The sequence below is a fragment of the Streptomyces sp. NPDC058464 genome (assembly GCF_042721035.1).
GTDB lineage: Bacteria > Actinomycetota > Actinomycetes > Streptomycetales > Streptomycetaceae > Streptomyces.
The window spans coordinates 45,280-69,906 of the sequence record NZ_JBHXMA010000049.1 but is presented as its reverse complement, the minus strand read 5'-3'; the positions used below and the strand labels follow the sequence as shown (position 1 = coordinate 69,906).

Here is a 24,627-nt window from a genome sequence, read left to right as displayed (position 1 = left end):
GGGGGTGTTCCTGCGGTTACAGCTTTGACGTCCGCTTTACTCAACCCGTTCCAGCGTCTGCCCCGGTCGCCGCAGGGCATGCGACCACCGGCCCCCGTCCATGATCCCGCGCGCCGCCACCCGCACGGGACCGTCCGGATCGAATCCTCCATGCACTAGGAAAGGACGCGTACCCCGGCCCCCGTGTTCCAGCGTCCGTGTGACGGTCCGGTGAGCGAGATCGGCCGGATCGGGACGGGGCCACTGGACAGCCCGTGTGCTACCGGGCGGTCCCGTAGGGCAGCGGTCAGACCTCCAGGAGGGTGTCGAAGGCGGACGGCAGCCGTTCCCAGGCGGCGCGTCCGGCGGCGTACTCGGCGTCGGTCAGCAGGCAGGACTCCAGCAGCCGTTCGAGCCCGTCGCGGTCGAGCCCGGGGGACGTGAAGACCAGGTGCTGGCAGCGGTCGCCGTGCTCCGGGTGCCAGTCGAGGGCGGCGGCGGCCCGGCGGACCGGCGGGACCAGGTCCCAGGCCGCGTCCGGGAGGGAGGCGAGCCACGGCCCCGCGCTCTCCACGCACAGGGCGCCGCCCGCCGCGTCCCAGTGCAGCAGCACGTCGGGCCGGCCGGCGAGCCAGAACCGGCCCCTGCTGCGGGCGGCCGCGCAGGTCAGGTCCTCCAGGGCGGCATACAGCCGCTCGGGATGGAAGGGCCGCCTGCGCTGCCAGACCAGGGTGGCGACGCCGTGGCCGTCGGCCTCCGCGGGGAGCAGGGCGCAGGCCGGGTGCTGGGCGGCCGCGGCCGCCTCGGCGTCGAAGCCGGCGAGGGCCGCCCTGGCCAGCGCGCCTGCGGTGCCCGCCAGGTCCCCGGGGTGGCCGCCCGGGAGGGGGACCTGGCGGGCTGTCGGGTGGAGCTGGGCGAGCAGCTCGCAGTCCTCGTCGTCGGCCTCCGGGGAGTCGAGGACGGCGAGGACGGGGGCGTACTCCAGCTGCCGGGCGAAGGTGTCGGCGACCGTGCGCCGGTCGGTGGCGGCCGCGGCGAGCCCGGCGTCGGCGAGGTCGTCGCCGTTGCCGAGATACGGCAGCAGCAGCGCCGGGTCGACGGCGGTGATCACGCCGGTGACGGTGAGCCCGCCGGCGACGACGACCTCGGCCATCGCCCTGGGCTCGACGGAGTCCCACAGCTCGACGATCGCGAGCCGGGTGGCGCCCTCGGCCGCGAGCCGCCGCAGCTCGGGCACCAGGTCCTCGCGCAGGGCGCAGCACGCGCAGTCGTCGACCAGGGGCGTCTCGCCGGTGGAGAGCAGGCCGGAGGCGTCCCGGACCGTCCGTACGACCGTGCCGTCGGCGGCCGTGGCGAGGTCGTGGTGGAGTACGACGCTCCCCCGGACGTCGGCGAGCAGCCGGGCGACAGCCTGCCTGCGGGCGTCGGCGTGCAGCCCGCCGACGATCACGACGGGGAGCCGGGCGGAGGGGTTCGGGCCAGAGGGGTTCGGACCGGAGGGGTTCGGACCGGAGGGGTTCGGGCCGGAGGGATGCATCAGCCCTGCTTTCCGTACCGCCGCACGAAGCGCTCCACGCGCCCGGCGGTGTCCATGACGCGGGCGGTGCCGGTGTAGAAGGGGTGGCTGACGTCCGAGATCTCGACGTCGACCACCGGGTAGGTCCGGCCGTCCTCCCACTCGATCGTCTTCCCGGCCGTGCTCCCGCCCGCCAGCGTCGAGCGGGTGAGGAAGGCGTGGTTCGCGGCCCGGTCACGGAACACGACGGGCCCGTAGGCGGGGTGGATTCCCTTGCGCATGACGGGGGTTCAGCGCTCCTCTCGGAAGTCGACGTGCCGGCCGGCGACCGGGTCGAACTTGCGCAGGGTCATGCGGTCCGGGTCGTTCCGGCGGTTCTTGCGGGTCACGTAGGTGTAGCCGGTCCCTGCGGTGGACCGGAGTCTGGTCACCGGGCGGAGTTCGTTGCGTGCCATGACTGATACCTTACTGAAAATGAATCCCATTAGCATCGGCTTCTGGGTCCTCAGCGCGAGAGAGGTACGTCACCATGTCCGCCCACTGCATGCTGACCGGCGCCCAGCCCGGCTTCGGCAACCGGATCTCCCACTCCCACCGGCGGACCTCCCGCCGCTTCGACCCCAACATCCAGACCAGGCGCTACTGGCTGCCGAGCGAGAACCGGCACGTGCGGCTCCGGCTGACCGCACGCGCCGTCAGGGCCGTCGACACGATCGGCGTGGAGGCGGCCGTGGCCCGCATCCGGGCACGCGGCGTGAAGGTCTGACGGGGGCGGGGCACCGGTATGGCGAAGAAGAGCAAGATCGCGAAGAACGAGCGTCGGCAGGAAGTCGTCGCGCGGTACGCCGTGCGCAGGGCCGAACTGAAGGAGATCCTCCGGCGGCCCTCCTCGACCGCCGCGGAGCGCCTCGCCGCCGGGCGTGAGCTGCGGCACCAGCCGCGCGACGCGAGCGCCACGCGTGTCCGCAACCGCGACCAGGTGGACGGCCGCCCGCGCGGTTACTTCCGCGCGTTCGGTCTGTCCCGGGTCAATCTGCGGGACCAGGCCCACAGCGGATACCTACCTGGCGTACGCAAGTCCTCCTGGTGAGTGCTGGTAGCTTGCCGCTGTCGTCCGGGCGGCCGGGCGGCCGACCCCCTAGAGCTTGGGAGCGTTGCGGTGACCACGGCTACGGCGAGTACGGGTACGGCGCGGACGGAGACGGCGTCGCCGTCGGCGTCGACGGAGACCGCTTCGGCGGGGACGACCGCGGCGAACACACGGCCGGCTCTGCGGATCGTGGCCGCCGCCGCGGGGCTGGTGGGCGCGCTCGCGCTGACCGCGTGCAGCAGCGGCGGTGACTCCGACAGCGACTCCTCGGCCACCCCGTCGGGCACGTCGTCCGCGGCCGCCACCGCCACGGCCGGTTCGGAGGACTCCACGGCCTCCTCCGACGCGCTGCAGGGCAGCTGGATCACCACGAGCGGCGGGAAGATCGTCGCGCTGGTGGTCACCGGCAAGGAGGCCGGGCTCTTCGAGACCGGCGGGTCCGTGTGCAGCGGGACCGCCGGTGAGGAGGCCGGGATGCGGATGATCCATCTCACCTGCACGAACGGCAGCAAGGACCGGGTCACCGGAATGGTCGACTCGGTCAGCAAGAGCGGCATGAAGGTCACCTGGTCCGGAAAATCCGGCGAGGAGACCTACACCAAGGCCGAGGGCGGCAAGCTGCCGTCGGGGCTCCCGACGGCGAGCCTTGGGCAATAGGCAGTAGGCAGTAGGCAGTAGGGCCGTACATGACCGCTTCAGGTCTGTTTTCGCCGGGCCGAGCGGTCGGGCGAAAACACATCGGAAGCGGTCATGGGCGGGGGCGGGCGCGCGGGGCCCGGGCCGGGGCGTGATGATGCTGGGACACCGTCACGACCTCGATGGGGAACTGCTCATGCGCGCCATTCCGCTCACCGTCACCGCCGTCACCGCTGTCGCCGCCGCCCTGACCCTGACCGCCTGCGACAACGGCGGCTCGGGCTCCAGTGGCAAGAACAGCTCGGCCTGCGAGATCGGGAAGGTCTCCGTCCAGGTCGGCTCCGCGAGCGTCGCGCCGGCCGCGGGGGACACCGGCGAGGTGCCGGTGAGCATCACCAACCAGAGCGCGCCGTGCACGCTGGACGGCTTCGCCGGGGTCACGCTGAAGGCGGGCGGCACGTCGGCGGCGGTCGCCGCGCAGTCGGGTGCGAAGGCCGACAAGCTGAAGCTCGCCAAGGGCGACTCGGCGACGTTCTCGATCAGCTATGTGCGGGGCAAGGACGGCGACGGGGCGAGCCTCGCGGCCACCTCGGTGACGGTGTCCCTGCCGGGGAGCGACACGACGCAGAGCTTCCCGTGGAAGTACGGGGCGGTGGCGGGCAAGGGGGCGGCGGACAAGCCGAACGCCGCGGTGGGGGCGTTCCAGCAGGCGGGGGACTGAGTCGAGGAGGCCGGTTCGCGGGCGGTGCGGTCGCTTTTCGGCCGGCCGCCGGTGGGGGCTTTTCGCGCCCACGCGGCGGAGCCGCAAATCAAATACAGCCCCGCACCCCTTCAGGGCGCGGAGGGGTGTCGGGCCTCAGGGGAGTTGGGTGTGGGAGTGGACCTGGGCCTGGTCTGCTGCTCTTGTGCCTTCTGTCCACCCTGCCTCGTCGGTCACTCCGCGCAGGCGGGTCGTGGTGGTGTCCGGGAACATCTCGTGCATGCGGTCGGTCACGGCCAGCTCTCTCGTGGCCAGGACCGGGAGCAGGGCCTGGGGTGCCTCGGCCTCGGCCACGGCCGACTGCGCCGCCGCTCTGAGGCGGTCGCCGACCCGGTGGGCGTACGCCGCCAGGAAGGACTGGCGGAAGGTCTTCGTGCGCTTGCGGCCGCCCGCCCGCTGCGCGGCCTCCGCCTTCGTCATCGCGTGTGTCGCCTGCACCAGCAGCGAGGTGTGGAGCAACTCGACCGCCTCCAGGTCCGCCTCGAAACCGACGACCGTGGAGAAGGCCAGCGGCTCGTTCCACACCGCGCGGCAGTGGTTGGCCGTGGCTACCGCGTCCAGCAGCACCGCCTTGGCCTGCTCGTACGGCGGCTCGACCCCGATCCGGCAGGCGCCCGGCGCGTCCGGCGCGGGCGCCCCCGCGGCGAGCAGCGCCTCGTCGACGCTGTGCCGGGCCATCAGTTCCTGGGCCTTGGCGCTGAGCGCCTCCGCCTCCTCGGGGTACCCGGTCGCCTCGGCCTTGGCGAGCAGCGCGCGGATCCGGGTGAGCATGCGGGACTGCGGACGGTGCGCGGTCGCCGCGGGCCGGGGCTCGTCGAGGGGCTCCAGGGCGGGCAGCCGCAGGAGCAGGCGGTAGAGCTCCAGGACGGCGGTGGCGTGCGAGAAGCGGTCGCCCACGCGCGCGTGGCCGTCCTGCTGCGGCAGTGCGTCGAGCTGCGCCTGCCAGCGGGGGCCACGCGGCCGGTCGTCCGGTGCCTGCGCCCGGATCAGCCCGGCGGCGAGCCGGACATGCGGGTCGTCCAGCTCGCGCCGCACCAGTCGTACGACGTCGGCGGGCTGCCAGCCGCGCCGCCAGGCCGCCGCGACGAACTCCCGGCCGCGGTGCACGAGTTCCGCGTCCGTGCCGGAGTCGGCCGCGAGGAGGGACGCGCCCGTGTCGAGGCCGGAGTCGGTGTCGTCGTACAGGGCGCTCTGGAAGGCTCGGTCGACGGTGCTGGGCTGGCTGCTGGTCACGTGTCGATCGTGCCATGCGGCGCCGGCAGCGGTCGGCGGCCGTCCACACCCTGTGGATAACGCACCGATTCCCCTGGCCCGGCTCATCCGCAGGCCAGATGTCAACCGACGGTTGACAGAGGAAGGGTGTCAACCTACGGTTGACACATGGCTACCGACCCGAACATCACGGCATCCGTACGCCTCGACGACCTCATCGCGGCGATCAAGAAGGTGCACCCCGAACCCCTCGACCAGCTCCAGGACGCGGTGATCGCCGCCGACCACCTGGGCGACGTCGCCGACCACCTGATCGGCCACTTCGTCGACCAGGCCCGGCGTTCCGGCGCGTCCTGGACCGACATCGGCAAGAGCATGGGCGTGACCCGGCAAGCGGCACAGAAGCGCTTCGTGCCGAAGGAGTCCACCGCCCTCGATCCCAGCCAGGGCTTCGACCGCTACACCCCGCGCGCGAAGAACGTGGTGATGGCGGCCCACAACGAAGCCGTCGCGGCACGCAACGCCGAGGGCCGCCCCGAGCACCTGGTCCTCGGCCTGCTGGCCGAACCGGACGGCATCGCGGCGAAGGCGATCCTCGCGCAGGGCGTCCTGCTGGACACCGTGCGCCAGGCGGCCACGGCCGCGCTCCCGTCGGCCGCGGACGACGTCCCCGACCTCGTCCCCTACGGACCGGAGGCCAAGAAGGCCCTCGAACTCACCTTCCGCGAGGCCCTCCGCCTCGGCCACAACTACATCGGCACCGAACACCTGCTGCTGGCCCTCCTGGAACAGGAGAACGGCCACGGCGTCCTCAGCGAACTGGGCGTCACCAAGTCGGCGACCGAGCAGTACATCGCCAAGGTGCTGGGACTGCTGCTGGAACAGAAGAACGCGGTGTCGGAGGCGGCGGGCGCGGCGCAGGAGGCGGGCGCGGCGGAGGCGGGCGGGGCGGGCTGAGCAGCCCGGAGAATTGTCGAATCCGCAGGTCAGAGCGATTGTCAGTGGTGGGTGTCAGACTCGCAGCATGACCGACCGGTGGGCTCTCGCTCCGGCCGAGGACGGTGGCGTGGACGTCGCCCCCCTCGGTCCGGACGGGCTGCCCGCCGGCCCGGTGCGGCGGGAGCCCGATCTCGCCGCGGCGGTCGGGGACCGCCCGGAGGTCACACGCTGGGTGTGGCGGTCGACCGCCGAGGTCTACCCGCGTCTGCTCGCCACGGGGGTGCGAGTGGAGCGGTGCTACGACATCGAGGACGCCGAGACACTGCTGCTGGGCCACGAGGGACGATCCGGCGAGCCGCACTCGGCCGCCGCCGCCCTGGCCCGCCTCCGCGGCGGCCCCGTACCACCCGATCCGCCGCCGCGCGCGGCCGAACCGGGCGCGCAGTCACCGCTGTTCGAGCCGCAGGGCACCGCCCGCCTGACGCTCGACGAGCTCCTCACGGTCTACGCCGAGCAGCAGCGCCGGCACGACCGGGCCGAACACCCGGAGCGGATGCGGCTGCTGACCGCCGCCGAGTCGGCGGGGATGCTGGTCGCCGCCGAGATGAACCGCGCGGGCCTGCCCTGGAGCGCCGAGGTCCACCGCGAGGTGCTGCGCGAACTGCTCGGCGAGCGGTACGCGGGCGGCGGCGAGCCACGCCGGCTGGCCGAGCTGGCCGACGAGGTGTCGGCCGCGTTCGGCAGGCGGGTGCGCCCGGATCTCCCGGCCGATGTGGTCAAGGCCTTCGCCCAGGCCGGGATCAAGGTGAAGTCCACCCGCCGCTGGGAGCTGTCGACCGTCGACCACCCGGCCGTGAAGCCGCTCCTCGCATACAAGAAGCTGTACCGGATCTGGGTGGCGCACGGCTGGACCTGGCTCCAGGACTGGGTGCGTGACGGCCGGTTCCGGCCCGAGTTCCACGCGGGCGGCACGGTCACCGGGCGCTGGGTGACCAACGGCGGGGGCGCTCTGCAGATCCCCAAGGTGATCCGGCGGGCCGCGGTCGCCGACCCCGGCTGGCGGCTGGTCGTGGCCGACGCCGACCAGATGGAGCCGCGCGTGCTGGCGGCGATCTCCCGCGACCCCGGGCTGATGGAGGTCGCCGGGCGGGAGACCGACCTCTACCAGTCCGTCTCCGACCGCGCGTTCTCCGGTGACCGCGCACAGGCCAAGCTCGCCGTCCTGGGCGCGGTCTACGGCCAGACCTCCGGCGACGGCCTGAAGAACCTGGCCGCGCTCAGACGCCGTTTCCCCAAGGCGGTGGCCTACGTCGACGAGGCCGCGCGGGCGGGCGAGGAGGGCCGGCTGGTGCGCACCTGGCTGGGCCGGACCTGTCCGCCGGCGACCGGTGCGGGCGACGGCACGGAGGAGGCGGGGATGCCCCAGGAGGAGCCGGAGGAGCATGCGGCCGAGGGCTGGGTGCCGGGGTACGCCTCCACCAACTCCCGGGCCCGGGGCCGCTTCGCGCGCAACTTCGTGGTCCAGGGCAGCGCCGCCGACTGGGCCCTGCTGATGCTCGCGGCGCTGCGCCGGACCTGCGCGGACATGGCGGCCGAGCTGGTCTTCTTCCAGCACGACGAGGTGATCGTGCACTGTCCCGAGAAGGAGACCGAGGCGGTCGTGGCGGCGATACGGGAGGCGGCCGACCTGGCGGGACGGCTGACGTTCGGGCAGACACCGGTGCGTTTCCCGTTCACGACGGCGGTGGTGGAGTGCTATGCCGACGCGAAGTGATCAGCCGGAGGAACTGGATCGGTCGGATCGGCCGGATGGAACGGATCGGTCGGATGGATCGGATCGGTCGGATGGGGCGGCGGGTGCCAGTAGGTCGCGCAGTTCGGTGAGGACGTCCGCTTCGTCCGTGCCGTCCAGGGCGGTGAGGGCCTCGCGCCAGACGCCGTACGCCTCGCCCGTGCGGTCCTGTTCGCGCAGGAGCAGGCCGAGCTGGTGGCGGGCGAGACCGCCGCTGTAGCGGTCGGCGCGGGCGTCGGCGCGGCGCAGGAGCTCGGCGCACTCGTGGTGGGCGCGGTCGGTACGGCCGAGGGCACGCAGCGCGCGGACCAGGCCGAGCCGGGTCTGGGACTCGCCGTGCCAGTCGCCGTGACCGCCGAGAATACGCAGGCTCTCCTCGAAGTGTGCGGCGGCGGCCGCCGGTTCGCCGAGGCGGAGATGGGCGTAGCCGATGTTGCAGTGCGCCGAGTGCTGCAGGATGACGGCGCCGATCGTGTCCCCGATCGCCAGTGAGCGCCGGTGCTGCTCGATGGCGGCGCCCGGGTCGGTGTGCTCGTAGAGGTTGCCGAGATGGCTGTGGGTGACGGCCTCGCCGTAGGGGTCGTTCAGCTGCCGGGAGTAGTCCAGGCTCTGCCGCAGGGCCTCGCCCGACTCGTCGTACCGGCCGAGCCCCTCAAGGAGCAGCCCTCGGTTGTTCAGGCCGCGCCGGATCCAGGACGCCGCGCCCAGCCGCCGCCACAGGACCAGTGCCCCGTCGGTCAGGGCGAGGGCCTCCCGCTGCCGGCCGGTGAGGAAGCGCACACCGGCGAGGTCGCCGAGGGCGTACGCCTCGGCGGGCTCGTCGCCCAGGCGGCGGGCGGCGGCCAGTGCGGCTGTGCCGAGTACCTCCATCTCGGCGACCCGGCCGCTGCGCAGGACGTAGGGGTAGAGGAGGCGGACGAGCGTGGAGAGGTAGGCGCTGATCCGTGCGTCGGCGGTGTCGGCGTACCGCTCCACCAGGGCGACGATGTTCTCCAGCTCCATGTCGCCCCAGGCGAAGGCGTGTTCGGCGTACTCGAAGGGCGGCAGGGCGGCGGCGTACGGTTGGTGTTCGGGGGGCTGGGCGGTGGTGGGCCGGCGGCGGTCGCCCCGGTCGAGTCCGGGTTCGACGATCACGACCAGGGCGCGTTCGGCGACGGCGGCGAACCAGCGCAGGGCGGTGAGAGCGGCCTCGGTGCGGTCGGTGCGGTGGGCGCCGTCGGTGCGGTGGGCGCCGTCGGTGCGGTGGGCGCCGTCGGGGTCTTGCGCCAGCTCGCGGGCGAAGTCCCGGACCAGGTCGTGCGGGGTGTAGCGGCCGTACGCGGTCTCCTCCAGGAGGGCCACGTCGACCAGCCGGTCCAGGGCGGCCTCGGCGCGGCGCTCGTCGGTGCCGGTGAGCCGGGCGATCAGGGGGGCGCCGTAGGTGGGCAGGTCGAGGGCGCCGAGGTGGCGCAGGACGAGGGCGGCGTCGCGGTCCGGAGCCCGGTCGGAGGCGGCGAGGGCGTCATGGGCCACGGCGAGAGAGCGCCGGACGCTCAGGTCGTCGTATTCGAGGTGGTGCAACCTGCGCTCGGTGGCGGCCAGTTGACCGGCCAGCACCTCGGGGGTGAGGGCGCGGCGGGCGGCCAGCCGGGCGGCCACGACGCGCAGGGCGAGCGGGAGCCTGCCGGTGAGGCCGACCAGCGGGTGACCGGCGCCGATCTCCGCGCGCCCGCTGACCGCGCGCAGCAGCGCCGCGCTGTCCTCGCCGGTCAGCGGCCCGAGCGGGAACCGGCGCGCGCCGTCGAGCGCGGTGAGCGGCGAACGGCTGGTGACGATCACCGCGCAGCCGGGGCCGCCGGGGAGCAACGGCCGCACCTGGGCGGCGTTCGCCGCGTCGTCGAGCAGCAGGAGGGTGCGGGTCGGTGCGAGCAGGGAGCGCAGCAACGCGGTGGCCGCGTCCGGGTGTTCGGGGATGCTGCGGGGATCGGCGCCGAGATCCCTGAGCAGTGCGGCGAGCGCCTGGCCGGGGGCGAGCGGGGGCATGCCGGGGGTGGCGCCGTGCAGGTTGACGTAGAGCTGACCGTCGGGGAAACGATCCCGCAGCTGGTGCGCGACGTGGAGGGCGAGGGCGGTCTTGCCGACGCCGGCCATGCCGGTGATCGCGGTGAGGGCGGGGGTGGCTGTGGCCTCGGCTTCGCCTTCGGCCCTCGTGTTCCCACTCGCAGTACCCGTGACGGTTTCGTCGTCGGGTGCGGGTGGCCCCTGTGGGGCGGAATCGCCGTCGGCGGCCGCGGGGAGGCGGGGCGGAGCGAGGGTGTGGCCCAGCTCCTCGATGACGGCGGTGCGGCCGGTGAAGTGGGCCGGGGGTGGGGGGAGTTGGGCGGGGCGGGGGGTCAGGGAGTCGTCGCGCGTAGAACCGGGCGCGACGGGGCCGTCCGGGGCGTGGACGGGCTTCGTTCGGTCGTCGGCGTCCCCTCCTTTCGAAGGACGGTGCGTTGACGCGCCTTCCAGAGGCGCGGGGCTGTGACATGTGCGGCCCTGCCGCGTGGGCGCGACCGGCCACGATGCGCCCGCACCCGTTTCACCCTCGTCCAGCACCCCGTCGGCCAGGGCACCCTTGTCCTTGAGTGGAAAGTCCTCGTCCGAGCCACCCCCGTGCGGCAGCGCCTCCCCCACCGCGCCGCTCCCCCGCAGCACCTCCACATGGGCCCGGCGGACCGCCGGGCCGGGCTCGATGCCCAGGTCGTCTCTCAGGCGGTTGCGCAGGTCGCGGTGGACGGCGAGGGCCTCGGCCTGGCGGCCGGTGCGGTGGAGGGCGAGCATCAGCTGGCGGTGATAGGCCTCCCGGAGCGGGTACTCCGCGACGAGTGCCGCCAACTCCGGTACGACACCGCCCAGCCGGGGCCCGCCGAGGGCGAGCTCCGCGTCGTGGCGCCACTCCAGCAGCAGGAGCCGGGCCTCCTCCAGGCGCTGTACGAAGGCACGGCCGCCGAAGTCGGCGGGAAGGCCGCCGAGCGGGCTGCCGCGCCAGAGCGCGAGACCGTCGGCGCAGGCGCGCAGCACCGGCGTCCACTCCCGCCGCCCGTGCGCCGCGCGCGCCTGTGCCACCCGGGCGTCGAACACGTCGACGTCCAGCTCACCGTCGTCGACACGCAGCAGGTACCCGGGCGGTACGGCCCGCAGCCGCTCCGGGTCGTCGAGGAGCCGACGCAGCCGCGTGACGTGGTTGTGCAGCGAGGCGCGCGCCGACACCGGAGGCGCCCCGCCCCACAGGGCCTCCCTGAGCGAGTCGACGGAGACGACCCGCCCTGCCTCCAGGAGCAGCGCGGCGAGCAGCACGCGCACCTTGGGGCTGCCGATGGGGCGTACGTCGGACGCGTCGTAGAGAACCGGAGGTCCCAGCAGTCCGAACCGCAGCTCGTACCGCCGCATCACTCCGCCCGTCGCCTTCCCGCACGGCCATGGCCGACCGCGCCGCACGGCGGACGTATCCGCCGGTCCTGGATCCTGGCGGGATTCCATCCCGTAGGGGATGATTTCCCGCCACCTTCTCTGTGCCGGTCGGAGCCGGAATCCGCTGGGTTTCCGGGCCGTTCCCGGAGCCGCACGGCGGCTTCGCGCCAACCGCCTAGCGACCTCCGGGAGAACCGCTGGCCACATGTTAGCGATCCGTTGGCGAACCCTGATGTGATCTTCGCATCGGATCGGGTCGGACGGTGCACGCGTAGATCGCGTAACTCGGGGGAGTGTCGCCGCAGGCCTGGGTCCGGGGACGCAAGAGGGTCCCGGTCGGCGGAGGTGATCGACCGGGACCCTCGTCCCACCTCGCGGATGACTTCCCCCGTTCCCACATTCCCGGGTTCCCGCGTTTCCGTATTCCCGCGTTTCCGGTGGGCCGGTGGGGTCGGTCGGGTCGGTGGGCCGGATTCAGACGACCGGTGGGCGGCCCAGTCTGGTGAGTCGCCAGACCGTGCGCCAACGCATGGGGCGACGCTCCCCGGCCGGCTCGCGCAGTCCCTCCGCGAAGCCCGCGAACCAGGCCCGCAGGCCGCCCGTCGAACGGGTGCGCAGGAGTGTGATCAGTATCCAGACGCCCAGATGGACCGGGATCAGCGGCAAGGGCAGCCGACGGCGCGTCAGCCACACCCGATTGCGGGCGGTGACCCGGAAGTAGACGGCGTGCCGGGCGGGCGAGGTCCGGGGGTGCTGGAGGAGCAGCTCGGGCGCGTAGAGGATCTTCCAGCCTGCGTCGGCGGCCCGCCAGGCGAGGTCGGTCTCCTCGTGGGCGAAGAAGAACTCGGCGGGCCAGTCGCCGGTTTCGACGAGCATGTCCATGCGCAGGGCATGGCCGCCGCCGAGGAACCCGGTGACGTAACCCCCGCGCAGGGGGTCGGCGTTGCCGACGCGCGGCACGTGCCGGCGCTGGGTCACGCCGTGCTCGTCCGCGATCCGGAAGCCGACGATGCCGAGGCGGGGGTCGGCGGCGAACAGATCCCAGACCTGCCGGAACACCTCGACGTCGACGAGCAGTCCGTCGTCGTCCAGTTCGACGACGACGTCCACGTCGCCGAACGCGCGCAGGGTGGCGAGGGCGACGTTGCGGCCGCCGGGGCAGCCGAGGTTGTCCTCGACGTCGACGGTGGTGACCTCGCCGGGCAGGTCGAGACGGCCGGCGAACTCGGGCAGCCGGCAGCCGTTGCCGACGATCACGATGCGGTCGGGGGCGAGGTCCTGCTTGGCGACGGACAGCAGCAGGGCGTCGACTTCGTCGGGCCGGTTCCCCATGGTCACCACGGCAACCCCGAGTCTCGGCTCCTGCATGCCCCTCACCCCATCCGGCCGACGGCTGCAGCCGCACCTGTCCCCAAGGATGGCCATTGTTCACCAAGGCGTCACCACAGGTAGGTCGATACTCCATAAATGGGCCTGCCTCGTGGCGCCGCGCGGATGCCCACACACACCGGACGCGGGCCGGGCGCACACTGGGCGCGGGCCGGGCGCGGGCCGGTCCCCATCGCGCCCCGGGAAGCGTTCGGACACGCCACGGAGCGCCTCCGAGGGGACGAAGTGGCGCTGTAAATTGCCCGTTCATGCTCTCTGTTCAGGTCCTGGGGCCGATCGGTGCCGACATCGACGGTGCACCGGTCCACCTGGGAAGCCCCCGGCAACGTGCGGTCCTCGCCCTCTTGCTGGCGAACCGCGGCCGGGTGGTGCCCGTCGACCGGCTCATCGACCGCCTGTGGCGGGGCCGGCCCCCGCAGAAGGCGGCGGCCTCCCTGCACGTCTACGTGTCGAACCTGCGCCGCGCGCTCGAACCCGGTCGGGCGCCGCGCACCCCGGCCGGTGTCCTGGTCAGCGTCGCGCCCGGGTATGCGGTGCGGCTGCCCGAAGAGTCGGTCGACGCCTGGCGGTTCGAGGCGGCGGTGCGGCGGGCCCGTACGGCACCTCCGGCCGAGGCCCGGCGGCTCCTGGAGGAGGCCGTCGGGTGGTGGCACGGGACCGCGTACGGCGAGTGGGCCGACGAGGAGTGGGCGGCCGCCGAGGCGGCCCGGCTGGGTGATCTGCATCTCGCGGCACGGGAGTTGGCGATCGGTGCGGCCCTCGCGTCCGGCACCCCGGCGGAGGCGGTGCCGGCGGCCGAGGCGCTCGTGCGGGAGCATCCGCTGCGCGAGGAGGGCTGGCGGCTGCTGGCCCTCGCGCTGTGGGCCGGCGGGCGGCGTGCCGACGCGCTGGCCGAGCTGCGGCGCGCCACCGCCGTCATGGCCGACGAACTCGGCCTGGGCCTGGGCGACGCGCTGACCGAACTGGAGAAGGCCCTGCTGGCGGGGGCGACCGAGATCCTGCACGCGTCGGTGCCGTCGGTGCCGTCGGTGTCGTCGGTGTCGTCGGTGTCGTCGGTGTCGTCGGTGTCGTCAGTGCCGGCAGGGGCGACGGTGGCGTCGTCGTCGGCAGGGGCGCCGGTGGCGACAGGGGCGCCGGTGGCGACAGGGGCGGCAGGGGCGCCGGGGGCGAAAATGCCCACAGTGCCCACAGTGCCGACTGCGCGGTCGGCGCCCGTACCGGCTTCGGCCGTCCCGCTCGTACCCTTCGCGGACTCCGCGGCCCCAGCCGTCGTGGACCTGGCGGCCGACGAGCCGACCGACGAGCCGACCGAGGAGCCGACCGAGGAGCCGACCGAGGAGCCGACCGAGGAGCTGTTCGTGGGCCGGGACGGCGAACTGCGGGCCCTGGCCGAGGTCGCGCGTGCCGCCCGGCGGGGCGGTGGTGTGGTCCTGGTGACCGGGGAGGCCGGTGCGGGCAAGTCGGCGCTGCTCGGCCGGTACCGGCTGTGGCTGCGGGAGCAGGGCTGGACCGTGGTGGTCGGCCGCTGCCCCGAGTTCGACGGCGCCCCCTCCGCCTGGGCCTGGGCGGAGGCGCTCGACGCGCTCGCCCGCCGCGTGCCGCCCACCGATCCGGACGCGCTCGGCGCGCTGCTCCAGGAGACCGGCTACGGCGAACGGGGAGCGGACGGACTCGGGGGTACCGGGCTCCCGGTCCCGGACGGCGGGGCGGCGTCGGCCGGACGGTTCCGGCTGCACCGGGCGTTCGCCGCCTGGCTGCGGGAGGCCGCCGCCAAGGCACCGCTGGCGGTCGTCCTCGACGACCTGCACCGGGCGGACGGCGAGACGCTGGCCCTGCTGGAACGCGCCGCCGAGCTGGTCGGCTCAGCGGTGCTGGTGATCGCCGCGTACCGCCCGGCCGACGCGGCGGACCGGCTGACCAAGACCCTCGCCGAACTCGCCCACCGCTCGCCGTTCCGGCTGGCGCTCGGCGGGCTGCCGTTGCCGGAGGTGGCCACCCTGGTCGGCGCGGTGTGCGGGGAGCTGGTCGACCCGGCCATCGTGACCGCGCTCGCCGAGCGCACGGGGGGCAACCCCTTCTACGTCCGCGAGAGCGCCCGGCTGCTCGCCAGCGAGGGCGCCCTGGTGGCGGTCTCCGAGGTGCCGCAGGGCGTGCGCGACGTGCTGCGCCGACGGTTGCGGCAGCTGCCCGAGGGGGCACCGGCCGTCCTTCAGCTCGCCTCGGTGGTGGGCCGCGAGACGGAGGTCGGTGTGCTCGTCGAGGCCGCGGACCCGGCACGGCACGGCGAACACGACGTGCTCGACGCCGTCGAGGCGGGCGTCGTGGCCGGGCTGCTGACCGAACCGGCGCCGGGGGTGGTCCGGTTCGCGCACGCGCTGGTCCGCGACACCCTCTACACCGACCTGGTCGGGGTACGGCGCGCACGGCTGCACGCCCGTCTGGCGGAGGTGCTGCGCCGGCGCCGTCCGGACGACCTGGCGGCCCTCGCGCACCATTTCGCACGGGCGGCGAACGGGCGGACGGCAGGGCTCGCCGTCGAGTACTCGCTGGGCGCGGCCGACCTCGCCGAGCGGCGCTACGCCCACGACACCGCGGTCGAACTGCTCACGCAGGCGATCGAGTCCTTCGCCCTGATACCCGCCGCCACCGCGGACGGCGACACGACCTGGGACACGAACGGCCACACCGACGGCCACACCGACGGCCACACCGACGGCAGCACCGACGGCAGCACCGACGGCGGCAGGATCGGCGACGCGGGAGGCGGCCGGGCGGGGCGGCTGGTCGCCCTGCTCGGACGGTTGCTGCGGGCGGAGATACGGGCCGGGGCCATCGTGGCGGCACGGCACACCAGGCAGCGCGCCCTGGCGGCGGCCGAGGGCCTCGGGCACGACGAACTGGCGGCGGCGGCCCTCGGTGCGTGGATCGGACCGGAGCCGGCGCCGAGCGGGGCCCTCAGCGGGCCGTGGGGGCTGGTCGAACCGGCGGCGGTCGACACGTTCGTCGACCGGCTGATCGCACGCGCCGACCTGGACCCGGCCGTCCTCGGCACCTTGCCACCCGCCCCTGCGGACGAAGGGGGGCGCGGGGACGCCGACGGGAGCGGGGGCGACAGCGGCAACGGCAACGGCAACGGCAACGGCAACGGCGGGAACGGCCGCGGGGGCGATGTCGTCGCCGGAGCCGGGACGGGCACCGAAGCCAAAGCGGGCACCGGAGCCGGGACGGGTGTCGGAGCCGAGGCGGGCACCGGAGCCGGGACGGGCGCCGAAGCCGAAGCGAGCACCGGAGCCAAAGCTGGCGCCGAAGCCGAAGCGGGCACCGGAGCCGAAGCGGGCACCGGAGCCGGGACGGACGCCGGAACCGGGGCGGGTGTCGGTGGGCGTGCGGGGCGGGTGGTGGAGGCGGGGCGGCGGCTGGCCGTCGCCCGTGCGGTCGGGGACCCGCTGCTGCTCTCCTCCGCGCTGACCGTCGCGTCCGCCGTCACACCCGACGGGTTCCCGGACCGCCGCGAGGCGCTGGCGACCGAACTGCGGGTGCTCGGGTACGCGCACGACCTGCCCGCCAACAGCTGGGTGCGGGAGCACATCGGGGCCATGGCCGCCGGTGCCCGCAACGACGTCGCCCAGGTCCGCCGGCACACCGGGGAGGGCCGGACGGTCGCCCGGCGGCACCGGCTGGCGGAGGCGGAGACCATCAACCTGACGACCCTGGCCATGCTCGCCCACGTCGAGGGCCGCTTCGCGGAGTCCGAGGCCGGCTACACGGAGGTGCGGGAGCGGCTGCGTTCCCGCGGATCGCCGTACGGCGACTTCGTGCACGTCCTCGGGCTGACGACCGTACGGCTGGGGCAGGGCCGCCCTCGAGAGGCGGAACCGCTGCTGCGGGCCCTCCTCACCGAACCCGAACCCACCGCCGAGCTCGCCCTCGGGGTGGTCCTCGCCCGGCTCGGCGAGCACGGGCAGGCGCATGCGCTCGGCCGGCGCACCGAGGCCGCCGTACCCGTCGTACCCGACCACCTGTACGGCATCGCCCTGTCTCTCCGGGCCGAACTGGCGTTCCTGCTGGGCGACATGACCACCGCGCTGGAGCTGGTCCCGCTGCTGCTGCCGCTGCGCACCCAGCTCGCCGGTGCCGCCAGCGTCTCCTTCGCCACCCGGCCGTTCGCCCACTCGCTGGGCGAGTTGTACCGGCTGCTGGGTGACGAGGAGGAGGCGCGACGGCAGTTCGCCCTCGCGGAGGACGTGGCACGGCGGTGGGGTTCGAGGCACCTGGTGGAGGCGGCCCGGGCCGCCGCGGAAGGCAGGGTCCCGCGGAGCTGACATGACGGCTGCCGGGATCGGGACGGCTGCCGGGCTCAGGCCAGCCGCCACTTCTGGTTGGACGTCCCGGCGCAGTCCCACAGCTGGAGCCGGGTGCCGTTGGCGGTGCCCGAGTCCTTGGCGTCCACGCACTTGCCGATCACCGAGTTGACCAGGTCGTGGGAGCTGTTGAGGTTGAACTTCTGGGCCCAGCCGCCGTTGCAGGTCGCCAGCTGGATGGCCGCGCCGTTGTCCTGGGAGGCGTTGGCGATGTCCAGGCACAGGCCCATGGAGCGCACGCTGCCGTCGGACTTGAAGACCCACTTCTGCCAGGCGTCGCCGTCGCACCCCTCACCCACGACATCACCTTCGCCGGCGCGGACACCACCACCCTCACCCCCACCCAGACCACCCACCTCGACACACTGGCCGCCGACGTCGCCCGAAACGCCGTACAGCGCGCCGCCGCCGAACACGGACTGCCCACCATCCAGATCACCGGCCACGCCACCGTGTCCGTCTCCGGCCAGCCCCACTTCGACCGCTCGATCCAACGCGGCACCGAACACGCCGACCGCGTCCGCGAGTTCTTCACCCGCCTCCTGGACACCCACCTGGACGCCCTCGGCTCCCCCTCACCTCGGACGCGTTCACGATCACCACCGAGTCCCACGTCCCGGACCCCACCGCCGACACCCCGGACTCCCCCCACCACGCAACCATCACGATCACCCACCCCCCGACCACCCCCCACGAACCACCAGCCTTGAGCCCCACCCAGTAGCCCCCCGGCGCCCGACCACCACCCAAAAACCAAAAAACCCCGGACCAGAGAGATTCTGATCCGGGGTTTCCGATGGAGCCGCTTTCGGGATTCGAACCCGAGACCTACGCATTACGAGTGCGTTGCTCTGGCCATCTGAGCTAAAGCGGCGCGTCGCCCGCACTATGGTGCGATCAGCGACTTCGGTAAGTCTACACAGTTTCCGGGGGTGCTCCGTACACGCCCCGGAGCGAGGGCTCCGGGGCCGGTCGCAGGGGCTATGAGCAGCGCTTTTCCTCCGCCGGTGGGGTGCCGTCGAGGAGGTAGGTGTCGATCGCCGAGTCGATGCAGGTGCTGCCCCGGCCGTAGGCGGTGTGGCCGTCGCCGACGTAGGTGAGGAGGCGGGCCGAGGAGAGCTGGCGGGCCAGGGACTGGGCCCAGCGGTAGGGGGTCGCGGGGTCGCGGGTGGTGCCGACCACGACGATGGGGGCGGCGCCCTTCGCCTCGATCCGGTGCGGCTCCCCCGTCGCCTTCACCGGCCAGTACGCGCAGTTCAGCGACGCCCACGCCAGGTTCGGGCCGAACACCGGCGATGCCTTCTCGAACTCGGGCAGCGCCTTCTCGACCTGCTTGGGGCCGGCGAAGGCGGGCGGCAGGTCCAGGCAGTTCACCGCGGCGTTGGCGAACATCAGGTTCGAGTAGCGGCCGTCGGCGTCCCGCTCGTAATAGCTGTCGGAGAGGGCGAGCAGACCCGCGCCGTCGTTGTCCTTCATCGCCGAGCGCAGGGCGTCGCGCAGCTGCTCCCACTCCGCCTGGTCGTACATCGCCGCGATCACGCCGGTCGTCGCGAGGGACTCGGTCAGCTTGCGGCCGTCCGGGTCGCCGGTCGGGACGGGGTGCGCGTCCACCTTCTGGAAGAACGTGCTCAGGTTGTCCGCGATCTGCGTCGGTGTGCTGCCCTTGGGGCCGAGCGGGCAGTCGGTGCGCTTCGCGCAGTCCCTGGAGAAGGACTGGAACGCCGTCTCGAACCCGGCCGTCTGCTGGAGGTTCAGCTCACGCGCGGACAGGGACGGGTCCATCGCGCCGTCCAGGACCATCCGGCCGACCCGCTCCGGGAAGAGGCCCGCGTAGGTCGCGCCGAGGAACGTCCCGTACGACGCCCCCACGTAGTTCAGCTTGGGGTCGCCGAGCACCGCCCGGAGGACGTCCATGTCCCGCGCCGAATCCACGGTGGAGACATGGCGCAGCACCTGCGCCGAATGCCTCCCGCAGGCCTCCGCGAACGTCTTGTACTCCCCGACCAGCTGGTCCGTCTCCTTCTGGTCGTCGGGGGTCATGTCGGTCTCGGTGAACCTGTCCATCTGCGGGCCGTTCAGGCACTCGACGGGCTCGCTGCGGGCGACTCCGCGCGGGTCCACGGCGACCATGTCGTAGCGCGCCCGCACCTCGGCGGGGTAGCCGATGCCCGCGTACTGCTGGAGGTAGTCCACCGCCGAGCCGCCCGGCCCGCCCGGGTTGACCAGCAGCGAACCGAGCGGCTTCGCCTTGCCGGTCGCCTTCTTCCGGGCGACCGCCAGCCGGACGTCACCCGCGCCGGGCCTGGCGTAGTCCAGCGGGGCCTTCATCGTCGCGCACTGGAAACCGGGGACCCCGCAGTCGCGCCAGGTGAGCTTCTGGTCGTAGTACGGCGCCAGCGCGGACGGCGTCGAACGGGGCAGTGCGGCCAGCTGGGCGGCGCCGGCCGAGGTGGCCGCCGACGTCGACGCGTCCCCCGAGGAGGAGCACGCGGAGACGAGCAGCGCGGCGGCCGAGAACAGGGCGGCTGCCATGGTCCGGGTATGGGCCCGGGGCCGATTTCGGGTCCGGCGGGGGATTCGCCTGATGTGCATCAATCGAGCGTAACGCCGAGAAATGATCTCCGTGCCGTGCGTGATGACTGTGGCTCGTACGGGTGACCCCGGTCAACGCCGTGCACGCCCGAGCGCTGGATGCCGTCAGCCCGCTCTGAGCGCCATCGTCATCGCCTCCACCGCCAGCAACGGCGCCACATTGCGGTCCAGGGCCTCCCGGCAGGCGCCGATCGCCTCGATCCGGCGCAGCGTGGCCTCGGGCGAGCCGGCCCGGGCCAGCCGCTCCAGGGCGTCCTCGGCGTCCGCGTTGGCGATCGCGACCCTGGACCCCAGCTGAAGGGCGAGGACGTCGCGGTAGAAACCGGTGAGGTCGGTGAGGGCGACGTCGAGGCTGTCGCGCTGGGTCCTGGTCCGGCGGCGCTTCTGCATGTCCTCCAGGTCCTTGATCACGCCCGCCGTACCGCGCGGCAGCCGCCCGCCCTGGACCGCGCCGAGCGCCGCCTTCAGCTCCTCGGTCTCCTTGCCGTCCATCTCCTCGGCAAGCTGTTTGGCGTCCTCCGCCGCCGCGTCCACCAGCTCCTGGGCCGCCTTCAGGCAGGCGCCGACCTCGTCCACCCGCAACGGCAGCTTCAGCACGGCCGCGCGGCGCTCACGGGCGGCCGGATCGGTGGCCAGCCTGCGGGCCCGGTCGACGTGCCCCTGGGTGGCGCGGGCGGCGGCCGCGGCCACCTGGGGCTCGATGCCCTCACGCCGGACGAGCATGTCGGCGACCGCCTCCACCGAGGGCGTGCGCAGGTTCAGGTGGCGGCAACGGGAACGGATCGTGGGCAGCACGTCCTCCAGGGAGGGCGCGCAGAGCAGCCAGACCGTGCGGGGGGCGGGCTCCTCGACGGCCTTGAGGACGGCGTTGGCCGACTTCTCGTTCAGCCGCTCGGCGTCCTCGACGAGGATGATCTGCCAGCGGCCGGTCGCCGGGGACGTGTACGACTTGCGGACCGTGTCACGCATGTCCTTGACCAGGATCTCGGCGCCGACGGCGGCGACGGTGGTGACGTCCGCGTGGGTGCCGACCAGTGCGGTGTGGCAGCCGTCGCAGAAGCCGCAGCCGGGGGCGCCGCCCAGGGCCCGGTCGGGGCTCACGCACTGGAGCGCGGCGGCGAAGGCCCGTGCCGTCTGGTTGCGGCCGGCGCCGGGCGGGCCGGTGAAGAGCCAGGCGTGCGTCATCTTCGACGACTCCGGCAGCGGCTGGTCGGTCGCGGCCGCGGTGACGAGGGCGTCGGCGTCCCGGGCGGCGGCGGTGAGCACCTCACTCACCCGCTCCTGCCCGACGAGGTCGTCCCACACGGTCATGGGTCACGCCGCCCTTTCGTCATAGGTACCGGTCCCGACAGGTACCGGTCCCGGAGCCCACCGGTTCCGTGGTCCGGACTCCATTGTGCGGGTGCCCACTGACAGCGGGGTCCGCGGGCGACCGGGACAGCCGGTTCCCCCGCCCGCCCATGGCAACGGCAACGGCGACGGGGGCGGCACCGGCCGGCAGTCCCGGCCCGCACCGCCCCCGCGCACCGGAGCCTCAGCCGCGCCGACCGCGACCCCGGCGGCCCCGCTCGTCGTCGTGATCCGACTCGTCGTACGACCCCAGCAGCTCGTCCGCCAGCGACGGCAGGTCGTCCAGCGGGGTCTCCTCGGCCCAGTCGGGCCGGGGACGCCGGCGCGGGGCCGGAGCGTCGGTGTCGACCTGCGGCAGCTCACGGGTGCTGCCCTCGGAACCGTCGGGGTTCCCGCCCGCCCGCTCGTCCCGGAAGAACCCGGGCGGCATCCGGTCCGCCGGGGCGTCGGCGGGAGCGGCGGCATCGCCACGCACGGGAGGCAGTACGGCGGTCTCGTCGGCCGCGCCGGACGGCACCGGCGGCAGTACGGCCGTCTCGTCGGCAGCGCCCACCGAAGGCAGCACCGCCGTCTCGTCCACCGCGCCCGGCTTCACCGGCGACAGCACCGCCGTCTCGTCGGCCGCCCCCGCGGGCCGCACCGGCGGCTGCGGCAGCTCCGCCGTCACCTCGGCGTCGGACTCCCGGGCCGCGGGCGCCGACTCCTCCCGCACCGGGCGCAGCACCTTCGTCTCGTCGTCCCGGGCCTCCGGCGCACGCCGCCCGGCCTCCGACTCGCCCCGCCCGGCCTCCGACTCGCCCCGCCCGGCCTCCGACTCGCCCCGCCCGGCCTCCGACTCGCCCCGCCCGGCCTCCGGCCTCACCACCGGCGTCGGCACCGTCATCGCCTCCGGTGTGACACCGGGAGCCGTCGGCTGCCGTGCGGCGGACTGCTGGGCGGCCACGTCGGCCGCTGCCGCCGCCTCCGCGGCGGCGCGCCGCGCCTGCTCGGCCTTGAGGAGGGCCTCCTCGGCCTTGCGCTGCTTCTCCAGGCGCCGTTCCTCGGCCTCGGCACGCAGCCGGGCCTCCTCCTCGGCCTGCCTGCGGCGCTGCTCCTCCTCGGCCTTGCGGCGGGCCTCGGCCTCCGCGCGGGCCTTCTCCTCGGCGAGCAGCCGGGCCTGTTCCTCCTCGGCCCGCTTACGCGCCTCCTCGGCCCGCAGCCGGGCCTCCTCCGCCTGCCGTTCGGCCTCGCGGCGCTGCGCCTCCTCCAGCTCGCGGCGCTTGCGCTCCTCCTCCTCGGCGCGCAGCTTGGCGAGCTGCTCCTGGCGCTCGCGCTCCAGGCGCTCCTCCTCGGCCTTGCGCGCGGCCTCTTCCTCGGCCTTGCGGCGGGCCTCCTCCTCGGCCTTCCTGCGCGCCTCCTCGGCGGCCTTGATCTCGGCCTCGGAGAGCGGCAGCACGGTGTCGAGCCGGGCCCGGATGACGGTGGTGACCGACTCGGGCTCCTGGCCGGCGTCGACGACCAGGTAGCGGCCGGGGTCGGAGGCGGCCAGCGTGAGGAAGCCGGCCCGTACGCGTGCGTGGAACTCGGCGGGCTCCGACTCCAGCCGGTCGGGCGCCTCGGTGAACCGCTCGCGGGCGGTCTCCGGCTCCACGTCCAGCAGGACGGTCAGGTGCGGGACGAGTCCGGCGGTCGCCCAGCGGTTGATCCGGGCGACCTCGGTGGGGGACAGGTCGCGGCCGGCGCCCTGGTAGGCGACGGAGGAGTCGATGTACCGGTCGGAGATGACGACCGCGCCGCGCTCCAGGGCGGGCCGGACGACGGTGTCGACGTGCTCCGCGCGGTCGGCGGCGTACAGCAGCGCCTCCGCGCGGTGCGAGAGACCGGCGGACGAGACGTCGAGGAGGATCGAGCGCAGCCGCTTGCCGACCGGGGTGGCGCCCGGCTCGCGGGTGAGGACGACCTCGTGGCCCTTGGCCCGGATCCACTCGGCGAGGGCCTCGGCCTGGGTGGACTTCCCGGCGCCGTCGCCGCCCTCCAGGGCGATGAAGAAACCGTTGGCCGTGGGGGCCTGCACCGGGTCGTCGCCGCCGAGCAGCGCGTCCCGCAGGTCGTGGCGGAGCGGTACGCCCGCGCGGTCGTCGACCTTGGCGAGCACCAGGGCGGCCACCGGCAGCAGCAGCGCGCCGACCAGCATCAGCGTGAAGGCGGCGCCGCCGTGCGCGAACACGAACTTGCCGTTCTCCAGCCGGTGCGGCCCGATCAGCGCGGCCACCAGGGGGGCGATCAGCGCGCCGAGCGCTATGGCGACCCGGACCACCGCGTGCAGGTGCTCGGTCGTCCGCGTCCGGCGGAAGTCCTCGGTCTCCTGGTCGAGCAGGGTGTGCCCGGTGTTGGCGGCGACACCCGCGCCGATGCCGGCCAGCGCGACGATCAGCAGCACGGTGGTGACGTCCGGAACCAGACCAGCGGCGAGCAGCGCGATACCGGTGAAGGCGATCGCGAGCGACAGCAGCCGACGGCGGGAGAGCGTCGGCAGCAGCGAGGGCGCCGTACGGATGCCGACGGCGACCCCGCCGGTCAGGGCGAGCACCAGCAGGCCGTACAGCACCGGGCCGCCGCCCAGGTCCTTGGCGTGCAGCACGGAGACGGCGACGGCGGCGGAGATCGCCCCGGCGACCGCGGCGCAGGCCAGCACCAGGAGCGGGATGGCGCCGGTGCGGCCGGTGTCGGTGCCGGCGGCGGTCTTGGGGCGGCGCAGGCCCTCCAGCGGCGACCGCGCGCGCGGGGTGCGGGTGCCGGGCACCTCCAGGTAGACCAGCACCGAGAGGGACGCGGCGAACAGGCCCGCCGCCACGTACGAGGCGAGGGCCGCCTGGTGCTGGGCGAACCAGGCGATGCCCGTGCCCAGCAGGTTGTTGACCAGGGACGCGACGACCAGGGCGGCGGCCGCGAGCGGGATCGCCAGGAACGTCGTCCGCAGCGAAAGGCGGCGCAGGGCGTCGAGGTGGTCGGGCAGCGGTCGTACCGTGGCGCCCTCCGGGGGCGGGGCGGGCAGCAGCGCGGGGGCCGCGCTCTCCCGGCAGACGGTCCAGAAGCGCTCGGCGACTCCGGTGACGAAGGCCGTCACCAGGACGAGCGTCAGGGCGTTCGCCGGGGTCCAGTCGATCCACAGGGGCGCGATGATCAGCAGAACGGTGCGCAGACCGTCGGCGCCGACCATGGTCCAGCGGCGGTCGAGCGGGCCGTCCTGCCCGGTCAGCGTGGTGAGCGGGCCCAGCAGGACCGCCCCGAAGAGGAGGGTGGCCAGAATGCGTACCCCGAAGACGATCGTCACCGCGAGCGCCGCACCGCGGTAACCACCGCCGAAGGAGCCCTGGGCGACGGCCGCCTGGAGCGTGAGCACGACAAGCACCAGCAACGCCAGGCTGTCGCCGATCCCGCTCACGAGCTGGGCGCTCCACAACCGCCTGAGCTCGGGTCGGCGCAGCAGCGAGCGGACCGCGCGCTCGCGGGAATCCGCTACCAGCGCGTCGTCCGGATCTGTCTGGGGGGCCGTTGGCTGCTCGGCTCGCGTCATGCTTTCAGCCTATCGGCAGCCAC

The 24,627-nt window shown here is 74.1% G+C and carries 17 protein-coding genes and 1 tRNA gene; 7 read left to right on the top strand and 11 right to left on the bottom strand.

What is annotated here, in order from left to right; all coding sequences use genetic code 11:
• Positions 1 to 286 precede the first annotated feature (286 nt).
• The 3 genes from ACFWPQ_RS43230 to rpmG are packed head-to-tail and all read right to left on the bottom strand — an operon-like array spanning position 287 to position 1,950.
• Positions 287 to 1,516 carry a CobW family GTP-binding protein gene (locus ACFWPQ_RS43230; RefSeq protein WP_384048049.1) on the bottom strand — a complete coding sequence of 410 codons (1,230 nt, stop codon included), beginning with the start codon at positions 1,514 to 1,516 and terminating at the stop codon, positions 287 to 289.
• The gene (locus ACFWPQ_RS43225; RefSeq protein WP_384048046.1) at positions 1,516 to 1,776 is read right to left on the bottom strand and encodes a type B 50S ribosomal protein L31; all 261 of its coding nucleotides are present in this window, start codon (positions 1,774 to 1,776) and stop codon (positions 1,516 to 1,518) included. Before ACFWPQ_RS43225 ends, ACFWPQ_RS43230 begins: the two co-directional genes overlap by 1 nt.
• Before the next feature lie 9 nt (positions 1,777 to 1,785).
• Positions 1,786 to 1,950 (bottom strand): 50S ribosomal protein L33, encoded by a 165-nt coding sequence (rpmG, locus tag ACFWPQ_RS43220; protein ID WP_384048043.1) that lies wholly within the window; start codon positions 1,948 to 1,950, stop codon positions 1,786 to 1,788.
• Positions 1,951 to 2,024: 74 nt separating this feature from the next.
• On the opposite strand from rpmG, the gene rpmB reads away from it, so the two are divergent.
• The 4 genes from rpmB (at position 2,025) to ACFWPQ_RS43200 (ending at position 3,942) form a co-directional block, all read left to right on the top strand.
• Positions 2,025 to 2,261, top strand: coding sequence for a 50S ribosomal protein L28 (gene rpmB, locus ACFWPQ_RS43215; protein ID WP_384048041.1), 237 nt, complete (start codon positions 2,025 to 2,027; stop codon positions 2,259 to 2,261).
• An 18-nt stretch (positions 2,262 to 2,279) separates the two neighbouring features.
• Positions 2,280 to 2,585: a 30S ribosomal protein S14 gene (gene rpsN, locus ACFWPQ_RS43210; protein ID WP_384048038.1), complete on the top strand. Its 306-nt coding sequence runs from the start codon at positions 2,280 to 2,282 to the stop codon at positions 2,583 to 2,585.
• Positions 2,586 to 2,765: 180 nt separating this feature from the next.
• Entirely contained in the window at positions 2,766 to 3,242 is a 477-nt protein-coding gene (locus ACFWPQ_RS43205) for a hypothetical protein (protein ID WP_384048080.1), read from the top strand.
• A gap of 175 nt (positions 3,243 to 3,417) precedes the next feature.
• Complete coding sequence (locus ACFWPQ_RS43200; RefSeq protein WP_384048035.1) at positions 3,418 to 3,942, top strand: DUF4232 domain-containing protein; 525 nt, start codon at positions 3,418 to 3,420, stop codon at positions 3,940 to 3,942.
• Between the two features lie 135 nt (positions 3,943 to 4,077).
• Here the strand turns inward: ACFWPQ_RS43200 and ACFWPQ_RS43195 are convergent, their stop codons facing one another.
• On the bottom strand, positions 4,078 to 5,214 hold the full coding sequence (locus tag ACFWPQ_RS43195; protein ID WP_384048032.1) for a DUF2786 domain-containing protein: 1,137 nt from the start codon (positions 5,212 to 5,214) through the stop codon (positions 4,078 to 4,080).
• A gap of 147 nt (positions 5,215 to 5,361) precedes the next feature.
• Between ACFWPQ_RS43195 and ACFWPQ_RS43190 the strand changes: the two genes are divergently transcribed.
• Positions 5,362 to 6,150, top strand: a complete 789-nt coding sequence (locus ACFWPQ_RS43190) for a Clp protease N-terminal domain-containing protein (protein ID WP_384048029.1) — start codon at positions 5,362 to 5,364, stop codon at positions 6,148 to 6,150.
• A 67-nt stretch (positions 6,151 to 6,217) separates the two neighbouring features.
• Positions 6,218 to 7,906 carry a bifunctional 3'-5' exonuclease/DNA polymerase gene (locus ACFWPQ_RS43185; RefSeq protein ID WP_384048026.1) on the top strand — a complete coding sequence of 563 codons (1,689 nt, stop codon included), beginning with the start codon at positions 6,218 to 6,220 and terminating at the stop codon, positions 7,904 to 7,906.
• Here ACFWPQ_RS43185 and ACFWPQ_RS43180 read toward each other — a convergent pair whose 3' ends face one another.
• Together ACFWPQ_RS43180 and ACFWPQ_RS43175 are read right to left on the bottom strand one after the other, a co-directional pair.
• Complete coding sequence (locus ACFWPQ_RS43180) at positions 7,907 to 11,335, bottom strand: BTAD domain-containing putative transcriptional regulator (protein WP_384048024.1); 3,429 nt, start codon at positions 11,333 to 11,335, stop codon at positions 7,907 to 7,909.
• A 495-nt stretch (positions 11,336 to 11,830) separates the two neighbouring features.
• Positions 11,831 to 12,724 carry a glycosyltransferase family 2 protein gene (locus ACFWPQ_RS43175; protein ID WP_384048022.1) on the bottom strand — a complete coding sequence of 298 codons (894 nt, stop codon included), beginning with the start codon at positions 12,722 to 12,724 and terminating at the stop codon, positions 11,831 to 11,833.
• 269 nt (positions 12,725 to 12,993) lie between these two features.
• Between ACFWPQ_RS43175 and ACFWPQ_RS43170 the strand changes: the two genes are divergently transcribed.
• A complete protein-coding gene (locus tag ACFWPQ_RS43170) occupies positions 12,994 to 17,067 on the top strand; it encodes a BTAD domain-containing putative transcriptional regulator (RefSeq protein WP_384048019.1) in 4,074 nt (1,357 codons plus the stop codon).
• Between the two features lie 35 nt (positions 17,068 to 17,102).
• Here the strand turns inward: ACFWPQ_RS43170 and ACFWPQ_RS43165 are convergent, their stop codons facing one another.
• The 5 genes from ACFWPQ_RS43165 to tmk form a co-directional block, all read right to left on the bottom strand.
• The gene (locus ACFWPQ_RS43165; protein ID WP_384048016.1) at positions 17,103 to 17,660 is read right to left on the bottom strand and encodes a ricin-type beta-trefoil lectin domain protein; all 558 of its coding nucleotides are present in this window, start codon (positions 17,658 to 17,660) and stop codon (positions 17,103 to 17,105) included.
• A gap of 243 nt (positions 17,661 to 17,903) precedes the next feature.
• Positions 17,904 to 17,980, bottom strand: a tRNA-Thr gene (locus tag ACFWPQ_RS43160).
• Positions 17,981 to 18,087: 107 nt separating this feature from the next.
• Positions 18,088 to 19,698 (bottom strand): alpha/beta hydrolase, encoded by a 1,611-nt coding sequence (locus tag ACFWPQ_RS43155; protein WP_384048013.1) that lies wholly within the window; start codon positions 19,696 to 19,698, stop codon positions 18,088 to 18,090.
• A 105-nt stretch (positions 19,699 to 19,803) separates the two neighbouring features.
• The gene (locus ACFWPQ_RS43150; protein ID WP_384048010.1) at positions 19,804 to 21,009 is read right to left on the bottom strand and encodes a DNA polymerase III subunit delta'; all 1,206 of its coding nucleotides are present in this window, start codon (positions 21,007 to 21,009) and stop codon (positions 19,804 to 19,806) included.
• A 223-nt stretch (positions 21,010 to 21,232) separates the two neighbouring features.
• Positions 21,233 to 24,604, bottom strand: coding sequence for a dTMP kinase (tmk, locus tag ACFWPQ_RS43145; protein WP_384048007.1), 3,372 nt, complete (start codon positions 24,602 to 24,604; stop codon positions 21,233 to 21,235).
• Positions 24,605 to 24,627 lie beyond the last annotated feature (23 nt).

Bases quoted from the DNA above. Each gene is read 5' to 3' on its own strand.
- ACFWPQ_RS43230 (WP_384048049.1), bottom strand. From the start codon at position 1,516: ATGCATCCCTCCGGCCCGAACCCCTCCGGTCCGAACCCCTCCGGTCCG.
- ACFWPQ_RS43225 (WP_384048046.1), bottom strand. From the start codon at position 1,776: ATGCGCAAGGGAATCCACCCCGCCTACGGGCCCGTCGTGTTCCGTGAC.
- rpmG (WP_384048043.1), bottom strand. From the start codon at position 1,950: ATGGCACGCAACGAACTCCGCCCGGTGACCAGACTCCGGTCCACCGCA.
- rpmB (WP_384048041.1), top strand. From the start codon at position 2,025: ATGTCCGCCCACTGCATGCTGACCGGCGCCCAGCCCGGCTTCGGCAAC.
- rpsN (WP_384048038.1), top strand. From the start codon at position 2,280: ATGGCGAAGAAGAGCAAGATCGCGAAGAACGAGCGTCGGCAGGAAGTC.
- ACFWPQ_RS43200 (WP_384048035.1), top strand. From the start codon at position 3,418: ATGCGCGCCATTCCGCTCACCGTCACCGCCGTCACCGCTGTCGCCGCC.
- ACFWPQ_RS43190 (WP_384048029.1), top strand. From the start codon at position 5,362: ATGGCTACCGACCCGAACATCACGGCATCCGTACGCCTCGACGACCTC.
- ACFWPQ_RS43185 (WP_384048026.1), top strand. From the start codon at position 6,218: ATGACCGACCGGTGGGCTCTCGCTCCGGCCGAGGACGGTGGCGTGGAC.
- ACFWPQ_RS43180 (WP_384048024.1), bottom strand. From the start codon at position 11,335: ATGCGGCGGTACGAGCTGCGGTTCGGACTGCTGGGACCTCCGGTTCTC.
- ACFWPQ_RS43175 (WP_384048022.1), bottom strand. From the start codon at position 12,724: ATGCAGGAGCCGAGACTCGGGGTTGCCGTGGTGACCATGGGGAACCGG.
- ACFWPQ_RS43170 (WP_384048019.1), top strand. From the start codon at position 12,994: ATGCTCTCTGTTCAGGTCCTGGGGCCGATCGGTGCCGACATCGACGGT.
- ACFWPQ_RS43155 (WP_384048013.1), bottom strand. From the start codon at position 19,698: ATGCACATCAGGCGAATCCCCCGCCGGACCCGAAATCGGCCCCGGGCC.
- ACFWPQ_RS43150 (WP_384048010.1), bottom strand. From the start codon at position 21,009: ATGACCGTGTGGGACGACCTCGTCGGGCAGGAGCGGGTGAGTGAGGTG.
- tmk (WP_384048007.1), bottom strand. From the start codon at position 24,604: ATGACGCGAGCCGAGCAGCCAACGGCCCCCCAGACAGATCCGGACGAC.